21 protein-coding genes are annotated in these 21,119 nt (G+C 39.5%); 9 read left to right on the top strand and 12 right to left on the bottom strand.

From position 1 onward, the window contains the following. Positions 1-204 precede the first annotated feature (204 nt). The 11 genes from FFU37_RS17735 to FFU37_RS17685 all read right to left on the bottom strand — a co-directional run bounded on the left by FFU37_RS17735 (position 205) and on the right by FFU37_RS17685 (position 10,469). Complete coding sequence (locus tag FFU37_RS17735) at positions 205-921, bottom strand: hypothetical protein (RefSeq protein ID WP_138490156.1); 717 nt, start codon at positions 919-921, stop codon at positions 205-207. Continuing rightward, a complete protein-coding gene (locus FFU37_RS17730; protein WP_138490155.1) occupies positions 918-1,658 on the bottom strand; it encodes an iron transporter in 741 nt (246 codons plus the stop codon). Before FFU37_RS17730 ends, FFU37_RS17735 begins: the two co-directional genes overlap by 4 nt. Beyond that, positions 1,645-1,998, bottom strand: coding sequence for a cupredoxin domain-containing protein (locus FFU37_RS17725; protein WP_138490154.1), 354 nt, complete (start codon positions 1,996-1,998; stop codon positions 1,645-1,647). Before FFU37_RS17725 ends, FFU37_RS17730 begins: the two co-directional genes overlap by 14 nt. Next, on the bottom strand, positions 1,991-3,304 hold the full coding sequence (locus FFU37_RS17720; protein ID WP_138490153.1) for an ATP-binding protein: 1,314 nt from the start codon (positions 3,302-3,304) through the stop codon (positions 1,991-1,993). Before FFU37_RS17720 ends, FFU37_RS17725 begins: the two co-directional genes overlap by 8 nt. Before the next feature lie 26 nt (positions 3,305-3,330). Continuing rightward, the gene (locus FFU37_RS17715; RefSeq protein WP_138490152.1) at positions 3,331-3,990 is read right to left on the bottom strand and encodes a response regulator; all 660 of its coding nucleotides are present in this window, start codon (positions 3,988-3,990) and stop codon (positions 3,331-3,333) included. A 7-nt stretch (positions 3,991-3,997) separates the two neighbouring features. Next, a complete protein-coding gene (locus FFU37_RS17710; protein WP_138490151.1) occupies positions 3,998-4,645 on the bottom strand; it encodes a tetratricopeptide repeat protein in 648 nt (215 codons plus the stop codon). Between the two features lie 21 nt (positions 4,646-4,666). Beyond that, positions 4,667-5,437 (bottom strand): SDR family oxidoreductase, encoded by a 771-nt coding sequence (locus tag FFU37_RS17705; protein ID WP_039488810.1) that lies wholly within the window; start codon positions 5,435-5,437, stop codon positions 4,667-4,669. Continuing rightward, complete coding sequence (locus tag FFU37_RS17700) at positions 5,434-6,123, bottom strand: iron-containing redox enzyme family protein (protein ID WP_138490150.1); 690 nt, start codon at positions 6,121-6,123, stop codon at positions 5,434-5,436. The genes FFU37_RS17705 and FFU37_RS17700 overlap by 4 nt, the downstream gene beginning before the upstream one ends. After that, the gene (locus FFU37_RS17695; protein WP_138490149.1) at positions 6,116-7,585 is read right to left on the bottom strand and encodes an AMP-binding protein; all 1,470 of its coding nucleotides are present in this window, start codon (positions 7,583-7,585) and stop codon (positions 6,116-6,118) included. Before FFU37_RS17695 ends, FFU37_RS17700 begins: the two co-directional genes overlap by 8 nt. Then, positions 7,582-8,235 carry a thermostable hemolysin gene (locus FFU37_RS17690; RefSeq protein ID WP_138490148.1) on the bottom strand — a complete coding sequence of 218 codons (654 nt, stop codon included), beginning with the start codon at positions 8,233-8,235 and terminating at the stop codon, positions 7,582-7,584. The genes FFU37_RS17695 and FFU37_RS17690 overlap by 4 nt, the downstream gene beginning before the upstream one ends. A gap of 152 nt (positions 8,236-8,387) precedes the next feature. Next, positions 8,388-10,469 carry a TonB-dependent siderophore receptor gene (locus tag FFU37_RS17685; RefSeq protein ID WP_138490147.1) on the bottom strand — a complete coding sequence of 694 codons (2,082 nt, stop codon included), beginning with the start codon at positions 10,467-10,469 and terminating at the stop codon, positions 8,388-8,390. 168 nt (positions 10,470-10,637) lie between these two features. Between FFU37_RS17685 and FFU37_RS17680 the strand changes: the two genes are divergently transcribed. The 5 genes from FFU37_RS17680 (at position 10,638) to FFU37_RS17660 (ending at position 14,872) form a co-directional block, all read left to right on the top strand. After that, positions 10,638-11,261 (top strand): fused MFS/spermidine synthase, encoded by a 624-nt coding sequence (locus FFU37_RS17680; protein ID WP_033020771.1) that lies wholly within the window; start codon positions 10,638-10,640, stop codon positions 11,259-11,261. Beyond that, complete coding sequence (locus FFU37_RS17675) at positions 11,254-12,138, top strand: spermidine synthase (protein WP_138490146.1); 885 nt, start codon at positions 11,254-11,256, stop codon at positions 12,136-12,138. The genes FFU37_RS17680 and FFU37_RS17675 overlap by 8 nt, the downstream gene beginning before the upstream one ends. A 133-nt stretch (positions 12,139-12,271) precedes the next feature. Beyond that, the gene (locus FFU37_RS17670; RefSeq protein ID WP_002959150.1) at positions 12,272-12,739 is read left to right on the top strand and encodes a MarR family transcriptional regulator; all 468 of its coding nucleotides are present in this window, start codon (positions 12,272-12,274) and stop codon (positions 12,737-12,739) included. Positions 12,740-12,747: 8 nt separating this feature from the next. Continuing rightward, on the top strand, positions 12,748-13,812 hold the full coding sequence (locus FFU37_RS17665; RefSeq protein ID WP_024595850.1) for an HlyD family secretion protein: 1,065 nt from the start codon (positions 12,748-12,750) through the stop codon (positions 13,810-13,812). A gap of 10 nt (positions 13,813-13,822) precedes the next feature. Next, entirely contained in the window at positions 13,823-14,872 is a 1,050-nt protein-coding gene (locus FFU37_RS17660; protein ID WP_138490145.1) for a DUF2955 domain-containing protein, read from the top strand. Positions 14,873-14,985: 113 nt separating this feature from the next. On the opposite strand, the gene FFU37_RS17655 is transcribed toward FFU37_RS17660, so the two are convergent. Further along, positions 14,986-16,143 (bottom strand): benzoate/H(+) symporter BenE family transporter, encoded by a 1,158-nt coding sequence (locus tag FFU37_RS17655; protein WP_002959155.1) that lies wholly within the window; start codon positions 16,141-16,143, stop codon positions 14,986-14,988. A gap of 378 nt (positions 16,144-16,521) precedes the next feature. Between FFU37_RS17655 and FFU37_RS17650 the strand changes: the two genes are divergently transcribed. The 4 genes from FFU37_RS17650 to FFU37_RS17635 all read left to right on the top strand — a co-directional run bounded on the left by FFU37_RS17650 (position 16,522) and on the right by FFU37_RS17635 (position 21,033). After that, positions 16,522-17,226: a protease inhibitor BamI-like protein gene (locus FFU37_RS17650; protein ID WP_138490144.1), complete on the top strand. Its 705-nt coding sequence runs from the start codon at positions 16,522-16,524 to the stop codon at positions 17,224-17,226. Between the two features lie 126 nt (positions 17,227-17,352). Further along, complete coding sequence (locus tag FFU37_RS17645) at positions 17,353-18,096, top strand: zinc-dependent metalloprotease family protein (RefSeq protein ID WP_002959157.1); 744 nt, start codon at positions 17,353-17,355, stop codon at positions 18,094-18,096. 119 nt (positions 18,097-18,215) lie between these two features. Further along, positions 18,216-19,544: an IS4 family transposase gene (locus FFU37_RS17640; protein WP_039588252.1), complete on the top strand. Its 1,329-nt coding sequence runs from the start codon at positions 18,216-18,218 to the stop codon at positions 19,542-19,544. A gap of 172 nt (positions 19,545-19,716) precedes the next feature. After that, positions 19,717-21,033, top strand: coding sequence for a DUF5666 domain-containing protein (locus tag FFU37_RS17635; RefSeq protein ID WP_138490143.1), 1,317 nt, complete (start codon positions 19,717-19,719; stop codon positions 21,031-21,033). Positions 21,034-21,119: the final 86 nt, after the last annotated feature.

Raw genomic sequence — 21,119 nt, 5'->3', positions numbered from 1 at the left:
AAGAGCGGGTGTAGCAAAAAATGAGATGGTACTTTAAAAACTTCAGGACGGTACTACAAGTATTACTTATACAACATCGAAATGGAGATTTATAGCTTACATGCTTTCTTTCTAGCTGCAGCCCACTATATAGATTTTTTAAAATATGTCAAGTACCTATCTATAATCAGAGTGATAAACAACCAAAACCGCTTTCCTTGGTTATTAAAATTCAAATTCTAATGCGAGCCTAAAACTATGGTTTTTTTCTGATTGACTTACTTCGGTGATAAAACCCGCTTCCCACTTTAATTGCTTTTGCCCATCAAAGCGCTGTAAACCTATAAAACCAGGCCCTATACCGACAAAGTCTTCTCCTACGTAGACTTCAATAGATGGCTGAAAAGCAGAACGATAGCGATAGCGATATTGTGCTCTAAACTCGCTTTTCCATTCATTTTGAATATCCTGTCCCCACTCATAAACCAAAAAAGCGTTTAGTGTAAGGCTCGTTTTTCCAAATTCTTTTTCGATCACAAAACCCGAAGTTGCTTCATACACATCTTCATTATGTTTTTTTTCAAGCTCAAATAATGCCCCCCAATCGGCCCATAATTTACCTTGCTCAATTAATTGCCAGCGTAGCTCAAGCTCATAAGCTTCTAAACCAAAGTCACCGTTATCGTCTCGCTCACCAACGATGTAACCTTCTAGCGCCATTGTATCGTTAATAGCACCGCCACCACCCAAACGCTGCGCTAGTATGTTGCCACTATCTGTTTGGTGCGACACTAACCGCCATTCAAACTCTCGCTCAAAAGGTAAAACATAGGGGTGATATACCTTATCAACAACAATTCCATCGGCCTTTGCTGGGGTTGAAAGTACCAACAAACAAAAAACGGTAAAGCTAAGCGCTAAATATAGGTTGAGTGCTTTCATACACGTTCCTTAGAAATTGAAGCCGAAATAACATAACAAAGTGATAAAAATATCACGCTACTTGTACTATATATAAGTACACTCATTAGATCCGGGGTAGCCTCGTAACCAACCAGGGCGCGCAGTACGCGCCCGAGTTCAGAGTTTTCGCTTAATACATCGCGTAAATCCCACACGGTTGCGGTGTTGGTAATTAAGTCTATTTGGCTTGCCAAATCCAGTGCAACTAATAACTTAGCCGCGCTGTTAAAAGCAAGCAAAGTAAAAAGCGGATACATACCAAAGCGGTGCTTAATTGCATTCATTAAAAAGTACAGCAATACGCTAAAACTTAAACAAATTCCAACACCTAATAAAGTGCCAATAAATAAGCTTTGCCCTGCATCATTACTTTGCCAAAAACTGGTGAGGTAAATAATATAGTGGCTTAAATACAATGTTATTGTGCTTATAACAGCAATATAAAAAGCCGCTGATTTTTGTTTTATTGCAAATACTAATACGGCTATAAATATAGTAATACATAGCCCTATTTGTGAGTACTCTAGCCCTTGGTGTTCAAACCACTGGCTCACCCATGATGCACTTTGCATGTACATAAACGACATGAGCGCGCCAATTAGTAAAGCAGATCCTATTTTTAAAGCGCTTTGTTTTTTAACCACTTGTAGTAGCACTAATAAAATAGCCACAGGTAGCAATTGATTAAGACTCATGACTAAACTAGTTATTAGCATGCTGCGCCTCCTCATCACCAACTATTACAACGCCCCTTGCTGTATTGGGCGAAAACTCACCAAAAAATTCGTAATACCCTTTACTAAGCGGCCCTATATAAATAATGCTTTTACGGTTTGGGTAGAGTACTTTTTCTCTGTTTAGATCAAAGCTATCAAACTCTTCTGGTGTGCTATCTTGGTTTTCTATCAATAGTTTTACTTTTTTATTCGCGGGAATGGTAATTTGCGAGGGATAAAACAAATGATCTTTTAAAATAATAAGGTACTCTTTACTCGCCGCATTGAACGACAAAAATAGCAAACAACAAAGGCACCGATTAAATAAACGTTTAGTCACTCTTCACTCCTGTAAAAGTAACCTTAACGGTTAGTCCGCCTAAAGGGCTATTCGCTAAATGAATAGTTGCGCCATAAATAGCAATTATGTGTTGAACAATCGCCATACCTAAACCGGCACCTTGCTCGCCTGATGGATGCTGATCGCCACCTACGCGATAAAAACGATTGAATATTCGCTCTTTTTGCTCTTCAGTCATACCCGCACCAGAATCATCAATTTGCCAACTAAAGCCGTTATTACTTGATACTAATTTAATTATAATTTGACCATTTTTGGGTGTGTACTTTATGGCGTTGCTAAGTAAATTAGCGATGAGTGTGGTTAATGTAAACTCATCACCATTAATAATAAAGTCATCGCCTTCAAGACTAATGGTTTGGTTTTTTTCATCTATTTTGTCGTATTGCTCCGATACGACTTGCTGAGTAATCGTTAGCAATGATTGTTCGCTAAATTGCCTCTGCCATTGTTCAGGCTGAGTGCGTCCTAAAATTAGCATTTGCTCAACAATATTACTTAAGCGATTAATGCCCTGCGACATAGCTTGTAATTCTTGATGGTCTTGCAGATTACTTTGTTTATTAGCCAAATTATGCACATTAATTTTTAAACTACTAAGCGGGGTACGTAATTCGTGAGCTGCATCTGAGGCAAAAAAACGCTCCCTTAAGTAGGCAGTTTCTACGCGTTTAAATAAGTCGTTTAAACGATTAATAACAGGTTTAATTTCCTCGTCGGTTACTTGCCAGTTAATTGGCGTAAAGTCGTTCGCTTGGCGAGACGCCAACTGCTTAGATAATCGAGTAAGGGGGGTTAATGCGTATTTAACAAAAAAGCTAATAAAAATAGCAAGCAGAGGGACTGCCCATAGCATAGGTAACATTGCAGATAAAATAACGGCTTCAGCTAATTCAAAACGCTTTGCCATAGGTTCAGCAACGATGACTTTACGGGTATTTTTACTCATCACAAATACTCGCATACGCTGCCCTGCTACATTAGCCGTTTGAAAGCCCTCGCTAAAACTAACATGGTTATTCGTTAAACTCGATGAGCCACTAAGTAAATTATTATTTTGCCAAATTTGATACAACAACTGAGCGCTATTATTACTTACTTGTACTGCATCTGTGCTTAGTGCCAATGGTTGCTCAATTAAAACGCCAGCCACTATTTTAAGTTCATCATCAAGCAAACTTTCGCCGTGGTGCATACTTTTTTGATAGCCTTTTACTAATGCTAAAAAGCAAGTTAGCACCATCATTGAAAGTAAAATTAAGGTCAGACGTTTACGAATTGACATTTTCAACCTCGAAAAACAAATACACTCTAACGTTTACCAACCACGTAGCCAATGCCACGTAAGGTTTTAATAAAATCACTAGGGAATTTTTTACGAAGATGATGAATATGCACCTCTATGGCATTAGAGCCGACTTCTTCACCCCATTGGTAAAGTTTGTTTTCGAGTTGTTGTTTTGATTGTACCCTTCCCTGATTTTCCATCAGCGCTTTTAAAAGCATGTATTCTTTTCGAGGTAGTGCAAGTGACTGCCCACTTAGCTTAACTGTATGAGCAGAGGTATCCATTACTACATCACCACAGCGTAATAAGCTTGATTGTGTTTGATTAATGCGCCGGCTTGCTACACGTAAACGGGCAAATAGCTCAGCGGGGTCAAACGGCTTTGCAAGGTAATCATCTGCCCCCATATCGAGCCCTTGGACTTTGTCGTCAATACTGCCGCGTGCAGTTAAAATAACCACTGGTATTACTTTTTTTTGCGCTTTAATATGCTTTAAAACTTGCGAGCCGTCGCCATCAGGTAATCCTAAATCGAGAATAACAAGCTCAATATCACCACTAGAAAGGCACTCTAGGGCGTGTTTTACTGTGCCACTGTGCTCTACGCTGTAGCCCTCTTGGCGCAAAGAGCGAATAAGCCCTTGCGCCACTAAACGATCGTCCTCAACGAGTAATAAATGCATTATGTGTTTATCTTTTTAATTTTTTATCTACTTTTGCCAATAACTGACTTATTGCTTGTTGACGATATTTATCTGCTTTTGCCCGAGTATCACGAATCCCAGCAGCTTGTGCTACAAGTAGTCGCGCTTTAGCTTGTTTATAATCGCCTTCGTCATACAAGTATTCACCGTATAAGTAATTAGTATCAATGCCTTCGAGATTAAAAGCGAGCGCTTGTTTAAATAATTTTTCAGCTTTGTCGTCATCACCAAAACCAATTGGCCAACCAGGTACTTTGCTATAAAGCGTTGCAAGGCTTGCGTAAGCGGAGCCATTTAGTGCAGTGCCATCAATCGAGAGTGCATTTTCGAGTGACGCTTTTGCTTCTTTTGCTAAACCAAGTGCGCCCAAGCCCCCTTTTGCGCCAGCAAAACTAGCTAACACAATGCCATTCCAAATATGTGTTTGCGCTGAGCTTGGATAGTTTTTAACAAATAATGCGCTTTGCTCACTTAGTTGCGTAAACGCGTCTATTTGCGCATCGTCTTCAAGTTCGTAATTAGCAATTGCCCACTTTTGTTGAATATCGGTTAAGTCTTGCGCTTCATCTGCGTGTACTGTAGTTGCAAATACAGAGGTTAGTATTAAATAAAATGCGAGTGTAAATTTATACATAATTTTGCCTTTGTGTGTTTGTTAACTTAAAAAACGTTTAATTTTAGGAAGTTGCTTTGCAATAGCGTTATCAACAACGCTGGGGAATACGCCATTTATGCGTGCAAATAATTTTTCAGGAAAACCAATAAAGCGCCTTGTTTGGTTTGAACTTATAAGAGCTAATAACTCTTGAGCAACTAATTCTGGCGAGTCCATTTTATTGCCGAGCTCTTTATTCATTGCCCGCGCTTTACTGCTATTAATGGATGTATCTGTTGCTCTTGGTGCTAAATAGGTCACTTTAACGCCTGAACCATTCAACTCACGTGATAACGCTTCTGTAAAGCCACGTAAACCAAATTTACTGGCGCAATAAAGCGTTTGAAACGGGTAGCCAATACTGCCAAACGATGATCCCACGTTAACAATGGTGCCTTTGGTATACGCTAACTGCCCTAAAAATAGCTGGCATAATTTAATAGGCACCGACAGATTAGTAATGAGCATATTATCTATTTGCTCATTACTTGTGTGCTCAAGGCTTTGCATTGTATTTATACCGGCGTTATTAATAAGTAATTTAACGCCGCCGAGTTGCTTGGCTTTTATTGCTAGGTTAATACGTGCTGTATCGTCGGTTAAATCGCCCGTAAATATTTCACTGTCTGGGCATGCACGGCTCAACTCCTCAAGGGCTTGGGTATTTCGCCCTACAAGTAGTAACTTCCACCCTTTTGCATATAGGGCTTTAGCAATCGCTTGCCCTATTCCGCCTGTTGCACCAGTGAGCACACACAAAGAACTACTCATGCCAATTTGCCTTGTGCACGTGCTTTAAAAAATGGTTCGTCATCGAGTCCACGAAATATATCGCCGTATAAACGATAAAAGCGCTTTGCACCATGAAGTATGGCTTGCTGATCCGCCTCATCCGTTATTTGGTTCATTAGGTTTTCAAAAAACTTTACATGCTCTATATCAAGCGCGCCGTGAGAGGTTAAATAACTAAATGCTTTTTTAGGTAAGCCCACAGCATTTGCAATGTTTGAAGCGGCGCCATCCGCAAGCGCTATAGAAGTGCCTTCAAGCACATGCACCATGCCAAAAAAGCTCAACGGATTTTTACGTGCAATGGAGTCGTACGCATACGACACCATCATTTCGGTAGCAAATTGCGGCTGACTACACCGTACTGTTTCTTTGTCAAAACCACAGGCTGCAATGTCATTAAGTACCCACTCTTGATGACCAATCTCTTCTTCAATGTATTCTGCGACGGCTTCGCGCAGCCATTCTTGATCGTCGGTTAATCGTGCACCAACCGACATCATTAATGGCACAGTATGCTTAACATGATGATACGCTTGCGCTAAAAACGAGGCGTATTCTTCAAGTGATGCTTCGCCTTTAAAAACACGCTGAATAATCGGCGCTGCAAGCAGGTAGTTTTGCTCTTGTTTAGTTTGCTCTTTAAGGGTGTTAAAAAAATCACTCATTAATTACTTCTCCAAGTCGGTAAAATTGATCAAACACAGCATGGTATTGCTTACTTATGGCATCTCGTTTTGGGCGATTATTTGTTGTTAATAATCCTTGTTGCACACTTAATGGGGCAGCTAAACGATGCCACTTTTGAATTCGAGCATAGTCGGGTAGTTGTTTATTAATTGTCTTAATGTACTGCGCTAACACTGGGTTACTTAGCTTTGTATCGGCGTAAATAATGGCACTGAGAAAAGGTCGCCCCTCACCAAACACAACGGCTTGTAAAATACCGCTTTGACTGAGTAATAGTGATTCAGGCCACTCGGCACTGATGTTGCGCCCCATGCTGGTAATAATTAGATTTTTTAATCGGCCTTTTATCAATAAAGTATTTTGACGCTGCTCGACTAGATCGCCGGTTGCATACCACTGGTTTTTGTTGTGAGGTTGATGGTTTAAGTAACCTAAAAACAAATCGCCTTTTATAAAAAGCTGGTCATTTTCAATTTTGGTTTGAATATGAGGTAACACAGAGCCGGCACTGTGGATGTTATCGTTTGTGGGTGTATTTAAACTAACTACAGATGCCGCCTCAGAAAGTCCATAACCTTGGTACACCGGTAAGTTTAAGCTACGTGCTTTTACTATTAGCATTTCGCTGACAAGCGCACCACCTACGGCAATAAACTGTAACGAACTAGGCGGTTGCCACCCATCTTCTGCAAAAGTAACTAAGCATGCTAATAGTTCAGGCACTAAAATAAGCGTATTTGGCTTAACTTTATCAATAGCAGCTATAAGCTGTGCGGGCTGTTTTAATGCAGTACCAACAAAGCCTAATTCATTTAACGGCATTAAATGCACTGTACCGCCACTTTTTAAAGGGGCATACACACCGGCTATATTTTCAAGCAATACAGCAAGCGGCAATAAACATAAATGCACAGGCTTTTTAATATTAATTTTATCGCACAGAGATTGAGCTACCTGCATTTGGCTATTTGCAGATAAACACACGCCCTTTGGTTGCCCAGTCGATCCTGACGTAAATGTTACTTTTTGAGTATCTGGAAAATAACTGACGGGTTTAGCTACAACAATTTCGTAAATATATAATGTGTAACACTCAAATAAAGTAATTGATGCGGTCGGCTCCCCAAATAAAGGGTTTGGTATGTCGCTCATAAATATATTAGCGCCGCATTGCGCTAGTACATATTGAGTTTGTTGTTCACTAAAAAAGTGAGCAATTGGCACAGCCACTTTATTCGAAACCGCAGTAGCGGCATCAATAACAAGCCAAGCTGGCGTATTATCGAGCTTATAAGCGATACATTTGCCGTTAAAGCTATGTAGTATTTTTACTATTTTTTGTATTTGCTGGTTAAACTCATCCCCGTTAATTTCAAGTGTTTGTTCTTTATTGTGGGCAATAATTAATGGCGATATTGCATGGGTATTATAGTAATTCATACGTTCACCAACGCATTTACCAAAGAATTGATATTTGAGTGGTTTTGCTGCATCAAACTATAAAGCATTGGGGTATTTAATACTTGTTGGTGAGCTTGCTCTAGGCTCACAATGCATACGGTAGGCTGATTAGCGTAGTAACTTCCCCAACTTAGCGGATGCTCAACAACAAAACTGTTTGCCACAGCAATTTCAGTGCAGTTAACGCCTAATAAGCGCAGCAGTGCACGTACTTTTTTAGTGGCGCAAAATACTAAATGTTTTGCTCCTACACTTTGCAGGGCTTCATTAACAACAATAAAATGCCCAAGCGTTGCTTTGCGATGTGTAGAGCATAGATTGCCAAGCTCAAATACTTTATTACGCAGTGTGTCCTCAGGTAAAAAATGCTCAATGGGCTGTGCTAAGTATTGCTCTATAAATAGAGGAGCTGTTGCTTGCCTTAAACCCAATGTGCATTGCCCTTCGTTTGTCGTGTATTGGCAAAGTAATGGCATAAAAGAGGTAAGCGTGGCGTTGTAAGCGACTAAAAACCCTTCTTTAACTGTGTTTTCTAACGCACTTCTATGCTCATCATTAACGCGAGCACTAACAAAGCGTGAGTTATTTTGAATATAAACGGGTGATGAAGGTAGGTGTGCTAATTGCATAAACATCGCTCATATAAAGTGTATGTTTGTAACTTAGCGAGCGAAACTTAAAGAAAACTTAAGAAACCTTAATTTAAATAAAAAAGCGCCTTAATTATTAAATTAAGACGCTTCAGGATGAAAACTGTTTAAAAGCTTAATAAGCTAAGCTATTAAAAATTATAAGCTATCGACATTTTAAATTGCGTAGGCGCCCCCGGATAAACCCACAAAGCGTTGTAACTACTTTGAGCGTAGTCTTCATTAAAAATGTTATTAATGCTCACATTTAGCTCTGTTTTATCTGTTAGATTTAATTGACCAAACAGGCCGACCAATTGGTAACTTGGTAGTCTAAAGCTCAAATCTGCGGCATCACCTAGGCGGCTGCTGGTATATTGGTAACTTGCACCAAATTCAAGCTCTTTACCCATTAACGCTGTTTGGTGGCTAAGTGTAAGGTTTAGGTTATTTTTTGGTACATTAACCAGCGGGCTGCCTTTTTCAATTGGCACGCCCCAATCGGCATTAATAATGTCGTTTGCTGTGGTGGCGTCTATGTAGGCGTACGATAAGTTAAACGCGGTTGCATCAGTAATATAGGTGTTTAAATCAAGCTCAAACCCTTTGCTATCAGCTTTACCAATAGGCGCCGAAAATCCAACATTTACAGGGTCTGCCACTAACATATTACTTTTAGAAGCATCAAAAAATGCCACAGTACCGTTTACACCTAAGTATTCAAACTTAGCACCAACTTCAAACGAGTCGCTGTACTCAAAGCCAAACGGGTCGCCGTTTGCATCAGTACCGCTCAGTGGTAAAAAGCCTTCAGAGTAACTGCTGTAAAAGGTTATAGTATTATTTAGTTCATACACTACGCCAACGCGTGGGCTTATTTGGCTCTCAGAACTGGTTGAAAACACACCGCTGTTGGTTTCTAAAATATCTTGGTCTACGCTATCAAATCTAAGACCAAGTAAAAGTTTAAACTTATCAGTGATATCCATTTGATCTTGAATGTAAATACCGTAAGCGTTTTGCTCTTCATCATTTTCATAAAGTAGCGAAACAGCAGGACGTTCACCAGAATAATCAGGCTCAAAAATATCAATAGTATAAGTGCCATTACCGCCACGATAACGAGAAAGCGCCGTGCGCAAATCGTATTTATATGCATCAATACCTATTAATAAATGATGCGAAATGCCGGCTGTATCTAAACTTCCACTAACTTCAAACTTTACACTTAAATCTTCTACTTCGTAGTCACGATAGCGCTGCTGGCGGGTAAGTGTGCGGCCATCGTCAAATAACGATTGGCGTGACGGTGCAAGTTCTGCATCTGACGAAAAACCCGTTAAGCTAGAGTCTCGATAATTTGCACCTACAACGAGTGACCATTCATCGTTAATATCGTGATTTAACGTAATTTGATGGCCTCGAGAGTAAACCTGAGTGTCTCCATCGTTTGGGTTACCTAAATAGCGCGAGCTTGGTACGGTGTCAAAATCGTTATCGAGTACGACAACACCACGGTCGAATAGCTGAGCTAAATCTACGTATTCAAACTCATAAGTTACACTGGTCGATGTGTTTATTTGATGATAAATAGACGGCGTAATCACTTTTTTATTGGTGTACACCTCATCGCGGTAGCTGTCACTATCTTGCCATGCGCCATTTATTCTAAACGCGGTGGTATCGTTAATGCCTTGAGTGTAATCGCCTTCAACGCGATTAAAACTGTCGCTACCTAAGCTTAGTTTTAGCTCACCCTGTGAATCAAACTGTGGCTTTTTAGTCACAATATTTACAGTCCCGCCTGGCTCTGATCGCCCATAAAGTGCTGAACCTGGGCCTTTTAGTACTTCAATGTAGTCAATGTTAGATACATCACGCGGGCCGCTAAAACCACGCCCACCGCTAAAGCCATTAACTAAATAGCCCGATGGCATATTTTCGTTACCCGAAAGGCCACGAATAGAAAAGCTATCCCACAATGCACCGCTATTGTTTTTACGTGAAATACTAGCTGAAAAATCAAGCGCATCTTGTAGTTGAGTAATTCCTTTTTTATTAAGCTCAGCACTATTAATACTAACTATAGATTGTGGCATTTGCTTTTGAGGAATATCACCGCGATAAGCTTGTCTATAAGTGACAGATATTTTTTCGATTTCTTCTTTTTGATCTTGCGCGATACTGGGCGCACTAATTCCTAGGCAGGCTAAATAAATTAAAGAGTACTTCATGTGATTGATTAACTAAGTAAGTGTTATAGTATAACAAAATTGTAGCATGTGTTACTTTATAACAAAACTTCTTTTTAAAAAATCACTGAGCGATTAATTAATGCACTAGCGACTGCCGTGTCATCACGTTAGTATAGTGTTCTACTTAAGTTACATAACGATAATTACATGAGCATAAAAACAAACGCGTTAATTTACTTTTTAGCTTTTTGCAGCGGTTTTTGCATTATGGGGATTGAACTTTTAGGAGGGAGAATTCTCGCCCCTTTTTTTGGTAGTAGCGTACATATTTGGGGCAGTATAATTACAGTATTTATGCTTAGTTTATCTTTTGGGTATTTACTTGGCGGTAAACTCAGCACTAAAAATGCATCACTTACCAAATATGGTTTAATATTTTTAATAGCCAGCATTATGGTGGTGCCTATTACATTATTTTCGCAGCCAATAATGGAATTTATATTTACCCATATTGAAGATAGCCGCTACGGCTCACTCTTAGCGTCAACTGCTTTATTTTTTATACCTACCGTTATTTTAGGCATGATCTCGCCCTACTCTGTGCGCTTACTGGTAACCGATAGCGATAAAAGCGGCCAAGTCGCTGGGCGTTTATACTTTGTAAGTACGCTTGGCAGTGCACTGGGTACTATTATTACTTCTTTTTACTTTGTACTCGCGTTTGACGTAAATACAATTATTAGCGCCTTTGCTCTAACGCTTGGGTCACTGGGTTTAGTCGCGATTGTAATTAATACCTTGGTTAGTAATAAGGAGCTTGCTCATGCTTAAATATTTACTACTGCCGTTAATTGCATTTTCGGGTTTTGCGTGCAGTAAAGTTATCCACGAAGAGCGCTCGCTTTATCGCAATATTATTGTTGAAGAAACGAGCGACTTACGTTGCCTTAAATTTAATACTAAAAGTAACCAAACAAGCCAAAGCTGTATGTATAAAAACAATCCCGACAAACTTGTTTTTAATTACACAAAATTGACTTTTGCGAGCCTTTTAGTAGCCGATAACCCTAAAAATGTACTTATTATAGGGCTAGGTGGCGGTACGCTTTCTAACGTTATTCATGAGCTATACCCCACTGCAAAAATTCATAATGTTGAAATAGACCCAGCAGTAACTAAAGTTGCACGCGATTACTTTAACTTTATAGAAAACGATTTAGTGACATCAAGCGTGCAAGATGGCCGTATTTTTATAAAACGTGCCGCTATTAAAAAACAAAAGTACGATTGGATTATTTTGGATGCATTTAACGGCGACTATATTCCGGAGCATTTACTTACTAAAGAGTTTTTTGAAGAAGTACAAAGCGTATTAGCCGAAGGCGGTGTTGTAGCTGCAAATACGTTTTCAAGTAGTAAACTTTATCAGCATGAGTCGGCAACTTACCACGCTGTATTTGGCGACTTTATAAATGTAAGTCGCGAAAATCGTAGTAATCGTATTATTTTAGCGGGACTTAAATCAATGCCGAGCGAAGCGCAAATTAACACGCGTGTAAATGCTCTCGCCCCTAAATTAGTAAAATACGGTATAGACATAAAAGCGATTAGCCAATTTATGCAATTTACTAAAAACGCCCAAGATTGGCCCGCAGATACAAAAGTACTTACCGATCAATACTCCCCTGCTAATTTACTTAACTTTTAAACTCCTGCTAAACCTCACCATTTTTACAAGTGAGGTTTAGCAAATATTTTGCCACTTCCCGCACTTACACATATTTACTTAGCAAGCTAAGTAATGATAAAATAGTTAGCTTGCTAACTATGTTGGGATGGCTATGCCTACACACAAACCTTTTCACGAAACGCTCGATTTAACTGTTATCGGTAATATGGGCCGAGTTCATCGCTTATGCCGCGAAGCGGTAACCATTGCGGTTGAGCCTTTAGGGCTTACTCAATCGCGCTGGACTGCGCTAATGCATATTAGTATGCGTGGTGAGGGACTAACACAACTTGAACTTGCTAATAGCTTAGGGATAGAAATGCCCTCACTGACTCGTACACTTAAGCAATTAGAGGAGCAATCGTTAATCGTTCGCCGTGTAGACAAACATGATAAGCGCAGTAAAAGACTCTATTTTACTGAGCAAAGTGATGCCATTTTACATTCATTGCAAGAGACTATTTCCGATATAAAAAATCAGTTATACAGCGGTTTATCTGTTGAGCAACTAGATGCGATTGCATTTGGTTTGATCAAAATGGAGCAAAACGCCCTTAAATGTATTCAAGTTAATAAGTAAGGCTAAAAATGACACCGGATCAAAAGTTTGCACGCTATGTAAGGTTTTCTCTCATAGGGTTTATCTTAGTATTTATTTACTATTTAGTGGCCGATATGGTTTTGCCTGTGACACCACAAGCACGTGTTTATCACCCTGTTGTGCAAATATCACCGCAAATTAGTGGCCGAGTCACTAGTGTGCAAGTTAGTAATAACCAATCAGTTAAAGCAGGCGATATATTATTTAGTATCGATGAAGGCCCATATAATTTAGCTAAAGAACAAGCTCAACTCGCCCTTGATGATGCCAAATTACAAAATAAACGCCTTGATACCAATGTTAAAGCGCTTGAGGCACAAATAAGTGCTGCAAACGCTAAACAGCATGAGCAAAAACTATTAAAAAGCAGAGGCGAAAAGCTCTATAAGCAAAAGTCTATATCGGAGCAAGAACTTGAAAGCATTCGTGCTAATTTTGAAGCGAGTAAAGCAAATGTTGCAGCCCTTGAAGCGCAGTTAGCTGAAGCGGTTTTAGCTAGAGGTGACTCAGGTAACAAAAACTTAGCCATGCGCCACGCTGCTAACCAGTTAGCACAGGCTGAGCTAAATTTATCCTACACAAAAGTGCGCGCATTAAGTGACGGCGTAGTTGCTAACTTACAATTATTAGACGGCGCATACGCAGTTGCAGGCAGCCCATTATTAGCTATTGTTGCTAAAAAGGCAGATTTAGTTGCCGACTTTAGAGAAAAGTCACTCTCAAATATGAAGCAAGGCACCCAAGCGCGCGTAGTATTTGATAGCCGTCCAGGTGAAGTTTACGACGCAATACTTGAAACATTTGAAGCAGGCGTTAGCAGTGGTCAACTTAGTGCTAATGGTTTACTAAGTACAACAGAAACCAGTAATCGCTGGGTGCGTGATGCACAGCGTCAACGCATTCACTTAAAGCTCATTAATCATCAAGACTTAATAGCAAACATGCCTAGTGGCTCACGTGCAACAGTACAGTTATTACCAGAATCAACAATTGGGCAATGGTTTGGCTCTGCACAAATCAGGTTTATTAGCTGGTTACACTACATTTATTAATGGAGGCTTTATGACTCAAATTGTTAGCCAAGGCCCACAATTAGACTCCAATGGCCTTCGCCAAGCACTGCGCATTGCAGGTGGCTGTACCCTTGGCTTTACTATTAGTAAATTAATGAACTGGCCCAATGGTATATTTTTTACCGTTTATCCTATGTTGATATTGGGCATGGTACCTACGTTAAGTCGTGGGCTTATAAATCAATTTATAGCATCTGCTGCATTTAGCGCACTTATAGTGCTGATAATGCAGGGATTGTTTTCTCACTTGCCAGTCGTTATGACATTGTTAGTGTTTGGTGTTTTCTGCTTTTTATTTCATAAAATGAGTAGCGGTAGTGCCTTTTTATTTGGCGCTTTAGGCGTAATCAGTCTTTCTATTCAGCTACATTTTTCCAGCTATGTTGATCAAGGAAGCAGTATTTATCCGTTAATCTTAACTAATGGTTTGGCTATATTCTTAACCGTTATTATTGGAGCATTAATGCATGGCCTATTTCCTGATGTAACCGCAAGGCCCGGGCGAGTAATGCCAGCTAAAGCAAAAGAAAGTATTCGCCATGAGGTATTGTTATGCTCAACCGTGGCTACGCTCTCTTTTGTTGTTTTTCAGGTTCTTGATTTACAAGACTCAATATCTGCGCAGGCAGCTTCTGTGCTTATTTTATTTTCGTTGTGCTGGAAAGCCGCAGGTATGGCCGGTTGGCAGCGAGCAATTGGAACGCTTATAGGCTGTAATGCAGCGTTACTATCGCAACTATTTTTGTATAGTCACTCTGATTTTTTACTTTTTCCGATGGCTATTTTATGGATACTTTCGTTTGTTTTTGCGCGCTTTCATATTTTAGGCGGAGGCATACCTGGCATTGGTTTTGGTGTATTGACTACATTTGGTATTTTGTTTGGAAATTCACTCGGGCCAGGCCAAGATCTTGTTTATAGTGCAATGTACCGGTTTAGTTCGGTATCTGTGGCTATAATCTTAAGCTTATGTGTTGTGTATGTTATGCACCATATACTTAATCGGTTTAGCGTAACTCGCCATCATACTTATGATTAGGTAAACTCTGTTTGTAAAACTAAAGGCTGCAATTGCAGCCTTTTTAATAAGCTTGGTTAAACTATTTTAATCATCTATATGAGCAATAATTTCGCTTTACATATTCACAGTTTTTAGTCTTTCCTGGTGATAATAAGCGTTAGCACACCCGCTATAATCCCCCAAAAAGCAGACCCTACTGAGAGCAATGTTAAGTTAGATGCAGTTACTAAAAAAGTGACTATTGCGGCCTCAGTATATTCAGTACTACTAAGGGCTTGCTGCAAACTATTAGCAATGGTGCCAAATAGCGCAATGCCCGCCAAAGCTAAAATAAGTGCCTGCGGTAAACTTGCTACCAAGCCAACTAATGTAGCTGCGCACAACGCCATTAAAATATAAAATACGCCAGCCGCTATACTCGCCCAATAACGTTTATCATGATTTTTATCCGCCTCATCACTCATACATATAGCTGCGGTAATCGCGGCTAAATTAATAGAGTAGGCTCCAAAAGGAGCACTAAGCATATTTACAAAGCCAGTAACATTAAGAGATGCAGATATAGGCGCTTTATATTTATGTGCTTTTAAAACCGCAATACCCGGTAAATTTTGCGAAGTCATGGTAACTATATAAAGTGGTAAGCCTATACTAATACATGCTTGCAAGTGGAAAGCGGGTTCAATATAAGCAAATTCGCTCATTTTCCAGTGCAGCGCGCTGGTATCAATATGGCCCATTTGCCAAGCGAGTAATACACCTATAATAAGCACGCTTAACATAGCAAAGCGGGCAAAAAAGCGTTTACCAATAAAGTACATAACGACCATTAAGCCAATTACTAAAGGCATGTCGTTCATAAAATTAAACACATCGATACCAAAGGTAACAAGCACGCCGGCCAACATGGCGCATGCAAGCTCACTTGGAATACGGTTCATTATTTTTTCAAACCAGCCCGTAACCCCCGACAAAAACACGAGCAATGCACTGAGCATAAACGCGCCAATAGCCTCATTTAAGTTATACCCTTGGGCACTTGAAATAAGTAATGCAGCTCCCGTGGTAGACCACGCAATTAAAACAGGTACTTTGTAATAGTACGATAAACCAATTGACGTTGTGCCCATCACTAAACCGAGCATTAAAATCCAACTAGCTACTAAATCGGGCGTACCACCAAGGGTTATCACTACCTGATAAATTAATGCAATAGAACTCGAAAAACCAATAATTACAGCCACAAGTCCTGCTGTAATTCGGTTAAGCAACTGATCAGACACCTTCATAAATTCCTCGTAATGCATTTATGCAGCACACAACATACGTGCCCAATAATTACATTGCAATTAGCGATTGGTTTACAAAAGGTGAAATAAATTCACTTTTTATTTTTCATTGTAATTAACGTCAAAAAGTCACTTTTAACCATTGTATTTAACTAAACAAACAAGTACCTATAACTGCGCCAAAGCCCGCGTAAACACTACTAAAAACCAATACTAAAAAGAGCAAAAAACACACCAAAAATAAATATCCTTATATTTTATAAGGAATTATAAAATTAAGAAATAATTCTTTTCGGTTACATTTATTATCTTGATCTAATCCATTTAATAATATAAAACGTAACAAATAGTTAACCAAAAACACTAAAAGAGAAACAAATGAAGAGATCTGTCGTCTTACTAATTGCTATACCATTATCGGCATTTGCAGTTTATGGGCTATTTTTTAATGCAGATGAAACGGGCGAACCTATCGCGCCTGTTGCTATTGATTTTGTTCCTATTGATTTACAAAAAACGCGCAATACACATCCCCCTGCACCTATTGATATGAGTAAAGATCCAATTACCGTAAAACCCATTGTTGCCCCTGACAACAGCTTACCGTTTGAAGAATTTGATGCCGTAAATCGCTTATCAGACAAAGCAAAGCAAGTGCTTATAAACGCAAAAGTTTTACCTACCGACTTACATAACGAGGCCTATATTGAGTTTGATTTAAATTCTTTACAGGCGTTAGAGACTGGCGAAAATTTTGATTTAGCTATTCCGCAAACAGCCGAAACATTCACCGCAGAAGTGACTAGTGTGGTTGAGTCTGAAAATGGCGATAAGAGCATATTTGGTAAAATAGTGGGTGTTGACGGTCGCATGCATAATACCGTTTTAACGGTAGGTAAAGATGCCGTATATGGCCAATTTACTGCACCTTCTGGCAACTATGTATTCGAAAGTAAAGGTAAGTACGGATGGATTGCAGCAAAACGCGATTTATATAAAAGCCACATAGAGCATGAAGTAACCGCACCAAAGCCCAAATCAGATAAAAGCATCGATATATTTGCACCAAAAATTGATGGCTAACCAATAATCAAAATATAAAAAACAACTAAAGCCGCACTATAAAGCAGCTTTAGTGTGTCTGCTTTTTATGAGCTCAACCAAGTTAAAAACAAGTTCCAACCACAACAAGAGTAAGGAAATACAATAATGAAAAAAGTAATCACAACAACCGCACTGGCTGCGGCATTATGTGCAGCAAGTGTTGCACAAGCAGAAACAATCGATATCGGTATTTTATATACCGACCAATCAGCTGCTGCAACTAGCAATATTGACACTAAAATAAATCAACTAATTGCTTTTAGTAATCAGGTATATAGCCAAAATGGCGTTGATATAACACTACGCTTAGCTGGCAAACAAAACTTAGGTGACTACGCAGTAACGCCGTCTGAGGATTGGTTAGATTCGGTTACAAATAGCAGCTACGTAGATGGTTTACGCAGCGATTGGAAAGCCGACATGATTGCCGTATTAGGTACTGGCCAAAGTGCTGGCAATGGGCTTATTTCATGTGGTTTAGCGTGGGTTGGCCAAGGCACTAATGGCAATCTATATAGCTCAATGAGCAGCCGTATGTACTCAATCACTGCAATTGATTGTGGTGCAACTACATTTGTACACGAACTTGGTCATAACCAAGGTTTAGCGCATTCACGCAAACAAGGTGACACATCTGGCGGTGTATATGTAGATGGCATGGGTCATGGCGTACAAAATGAGTTTGCAAGTATTATGGCTTACCCTCACGTTTACGGTAGCGCAACTCAGTACGATTACTTCTCTAACCCTAACTGGAGCGTAAACGGTATTGCATTTGGTATTACAAACCAAGCGTATGCAATTCGCACGGTTACTGCTACAAAAACAAGTATTGCTAACTTTAAATAAGTAGCGCATTAAAAAGTGGGCTAAATAGCCTAATGCCGATCAGTTAAGAAAATGACCGGTTGACCGATCCAAACGATCATGCAAAATCCGTAGTTAGGAAACTAACTACGGATTTTTTTGTGAATATAGAACAAGCACTGCAAGCAACACTTGAAGAAAGCAGCCGATACCATACCTTTGAAAAATTATCAGAAATTCTTGACCCTGAAATCATTGAACAAGGTTTTCAACAAGCAGGGATTGCAACCGTTCGTAAGCGAAGATTACCGCTTGAAGCCGTTTTGTGGTCAGTTATTGGCATGGCATTGTTTCGAAAAGAATCAGTTTGGAATATCGCTAATAAGCTAGATATCATGTTACCTGGCAAGAACCAACTCGTTGCTCCAAGTGCGATGGTACAGGCTAGACAAAGGTTAGGTGATGATTCCGTTAAACACGTTTTCAATAAATCTGCTCAATCAATGTATAAGCAACAGTCATTCGAAACATGGAATGGTTTGAACCTATTAGCTGTTGACGGTGTTGTGTGGCGAACAGCCGACACGCCTGATAATCGTAAAGCCTTCTCTTCAGGTAGCAACCAATACGGTGATACAGCCTTTCCTCAAATACGCATGGTCTGTCATATGGAATTGACCAGCCATCAACTTCTCAGTAGCGAGTTTGATAACTATAAAACCAACGAGATGAAATTAGCTGAGCGTTTAATTGAACGTACACCAGATAATTCACTGACTATGTTTGATAAAGGATATTATTCTTTAGGCCTGTTAAACCGTTGGCATCAAACTGGGGAGATGAGGCACTGGCTGATACCAGCAAGGCCCGACTTACAGTATGAAATCATCTCCAGCGCGGGTAAAAATGACCATATCATTGAATTGAAAACCACAAAGCATGCACAAAAAAACTTTCCCGATGTTCCTGAAACGATTAAAGCGAGATTAATCAGCAAAACAATAAAGGGCAAAAGCTACCGTATATTAACCTCGATGACGGATAGATTGCGTTATCCAGGTAATGAAATTGTTGAATTATATTGTCATCGTTGGGAGATAGAACTTGGGTTTAGAGAAATCAAACAAACCATGCTTGATAGCGCATACCATTTAAGAAGTAAGCGTCCAGACATGGTGCGTCAGGAGCTATGGGCCGTGTTACTCGCCTATAATTTAATACGAAGAATAATGACGATGGCGGCGACAGTCACAGGGATATGGCCTAACCAGCTTAGTTTCTCTAGCAGTTCGATGGCTGTCATTCAGTATTTCTCGTCAGTATCTATAATGAGCCCAGGGAACATTCCAATACACTGGCAGCACTTACTCGATACACTGGTCTTATTTAAGCTTCCAGCTAGACGAGAGGATAGAAGATATCCCCGATGGGTTAAGCCAAAACCATCTAAGTATCCCCATAAAAAGAAAGATGCCAGTCAGCTTAACTGACTGGCATTAGGCTAAATAGCCCACTTAAAAGTTTTAACATGTTCTTCCCTGCAGAGCGCTTACGCGCTCTTTTTTATAACATTAACAAAAATTAATGTTCTGTCCACCTTCTTGATATACATGGTTAAGTACAATTACTCCATCAGCAATAGTTATTAACTTGGAGTTTCCCATGACCAACCAATCAATTAAAAATACAGCAAAACTAATCTCATTAAGTGCTATTACACTTGCGTTAACAGCATGCGGCAGTAGTTCGTCAAATAACGACAACAACGAGCTAACTGCTTCAGCTAATTTACCGAGTGTGATCATTGGGCAAGTAACAGGTGTAACGTCGGATTCAATTACTGTAAACAATCATATTATTGCAGCAGGCTCAGCAGAAGTAGAAATAGAGGGCAATAACGCAACTCTTGCTAATATAAAACAAGGGATGATGGTAGAAGTAGAAACAAATGGTGCCCGCGCAACTGAAATAGATTACGACCCCGTATTTAAAGGTCCTATTAATATAAAAAATGATCAAGTAAATATTGCAGGAATAACACTCAGTAACTTAAACAGCAGCGACTTTAGTCAAGGGCAATTATTTGAAATAAGTGGCTACAGTCATTCATTAAGCTCATTAACGGTTACCTACCAAGCCCCTATTACTAACAGCCAATCAGAGCTTGAAGTGCAAGGCAGTATTACCAATTTAAACCAGCAGTTGCGTACATTTACTTTAGGTGATTTAGTTATTAACTACCAACAAGCTGATATAGACGGCACACTAAGTAATGGTCAACTTGTTGAGGTTGAAGGTTTTTATAATAATGCAATATTTAGTGCAACCGAGGTTGATGCAGAGCAAAGCCTTAGTTTTACCGATAATATAGACACCGAGCTTGAAGGCGTAATCACCTTTGTAAATAACAATATGAGCTTAATAACATTAAACTCGCAGTGGCAAGTTAGCATTAATGATCAAACTCAATTTGAAGATGGCACCACCGCTAATCTTGTTGTTGGTCAAGTTATTGAGGTAGATGGTGTATGGCAGCAAGCCGATAATAAATTACTTGCTCAAGAAATAGAATTTGAATCAACAAACATCAACTCAAATACAACTAATCAGCAGTTTTCGGTAGCCGGTGTTGTTAGTTACGAGCAAGATATAGCGACAATAAATGGCATTGAATTTACATTTAATAGCCAAACTGTATTTGAGGATGGATTATCGGTTAATACCCTAGATGGACAGTGGGTTGAGCTTGAAGGCACTTATAACAATGAGAAAAACAGCGTAAGCGAAGTTGAACTAGAGGACGATACAAGTGAGATTAACTTAACCGGTTTAGTGTCGGCAAATCAAAATCAGCAAGCAACGCTTTGGGGTTACATAAGTGAAGATAACTCATTAACGCAATATTTAAATCAAACCGTAGAATTAGAATGCCAATGGGTTGCAAGCAACCAAGTAAGAGCATGCGTTTTAGATGACTAGTAGCAATATAAAGCGCTGATATAAAGAATAAATCATACGACTAAATAAATGTGTTTAGCCCTCTTATTTGGTAGGCTAAACACATT

Origin of the sequence: Pseudoalteromonas distincta (assembly GCF_005877035.1) — a bacterium.
Taxonomy (GTDB): Bacteria; Pseudomonadota; Gammaproteobacteria; order Enterobacterales; family Alteromonadaceae; genus Pseudoalteromonas; species Pseudoalteromonas distincta.
The sequence above is the reverse complement of the archived record's forward strand: the minus strand, read 5'-3'. Positions and strand labels throughout refer to the sequence as shown.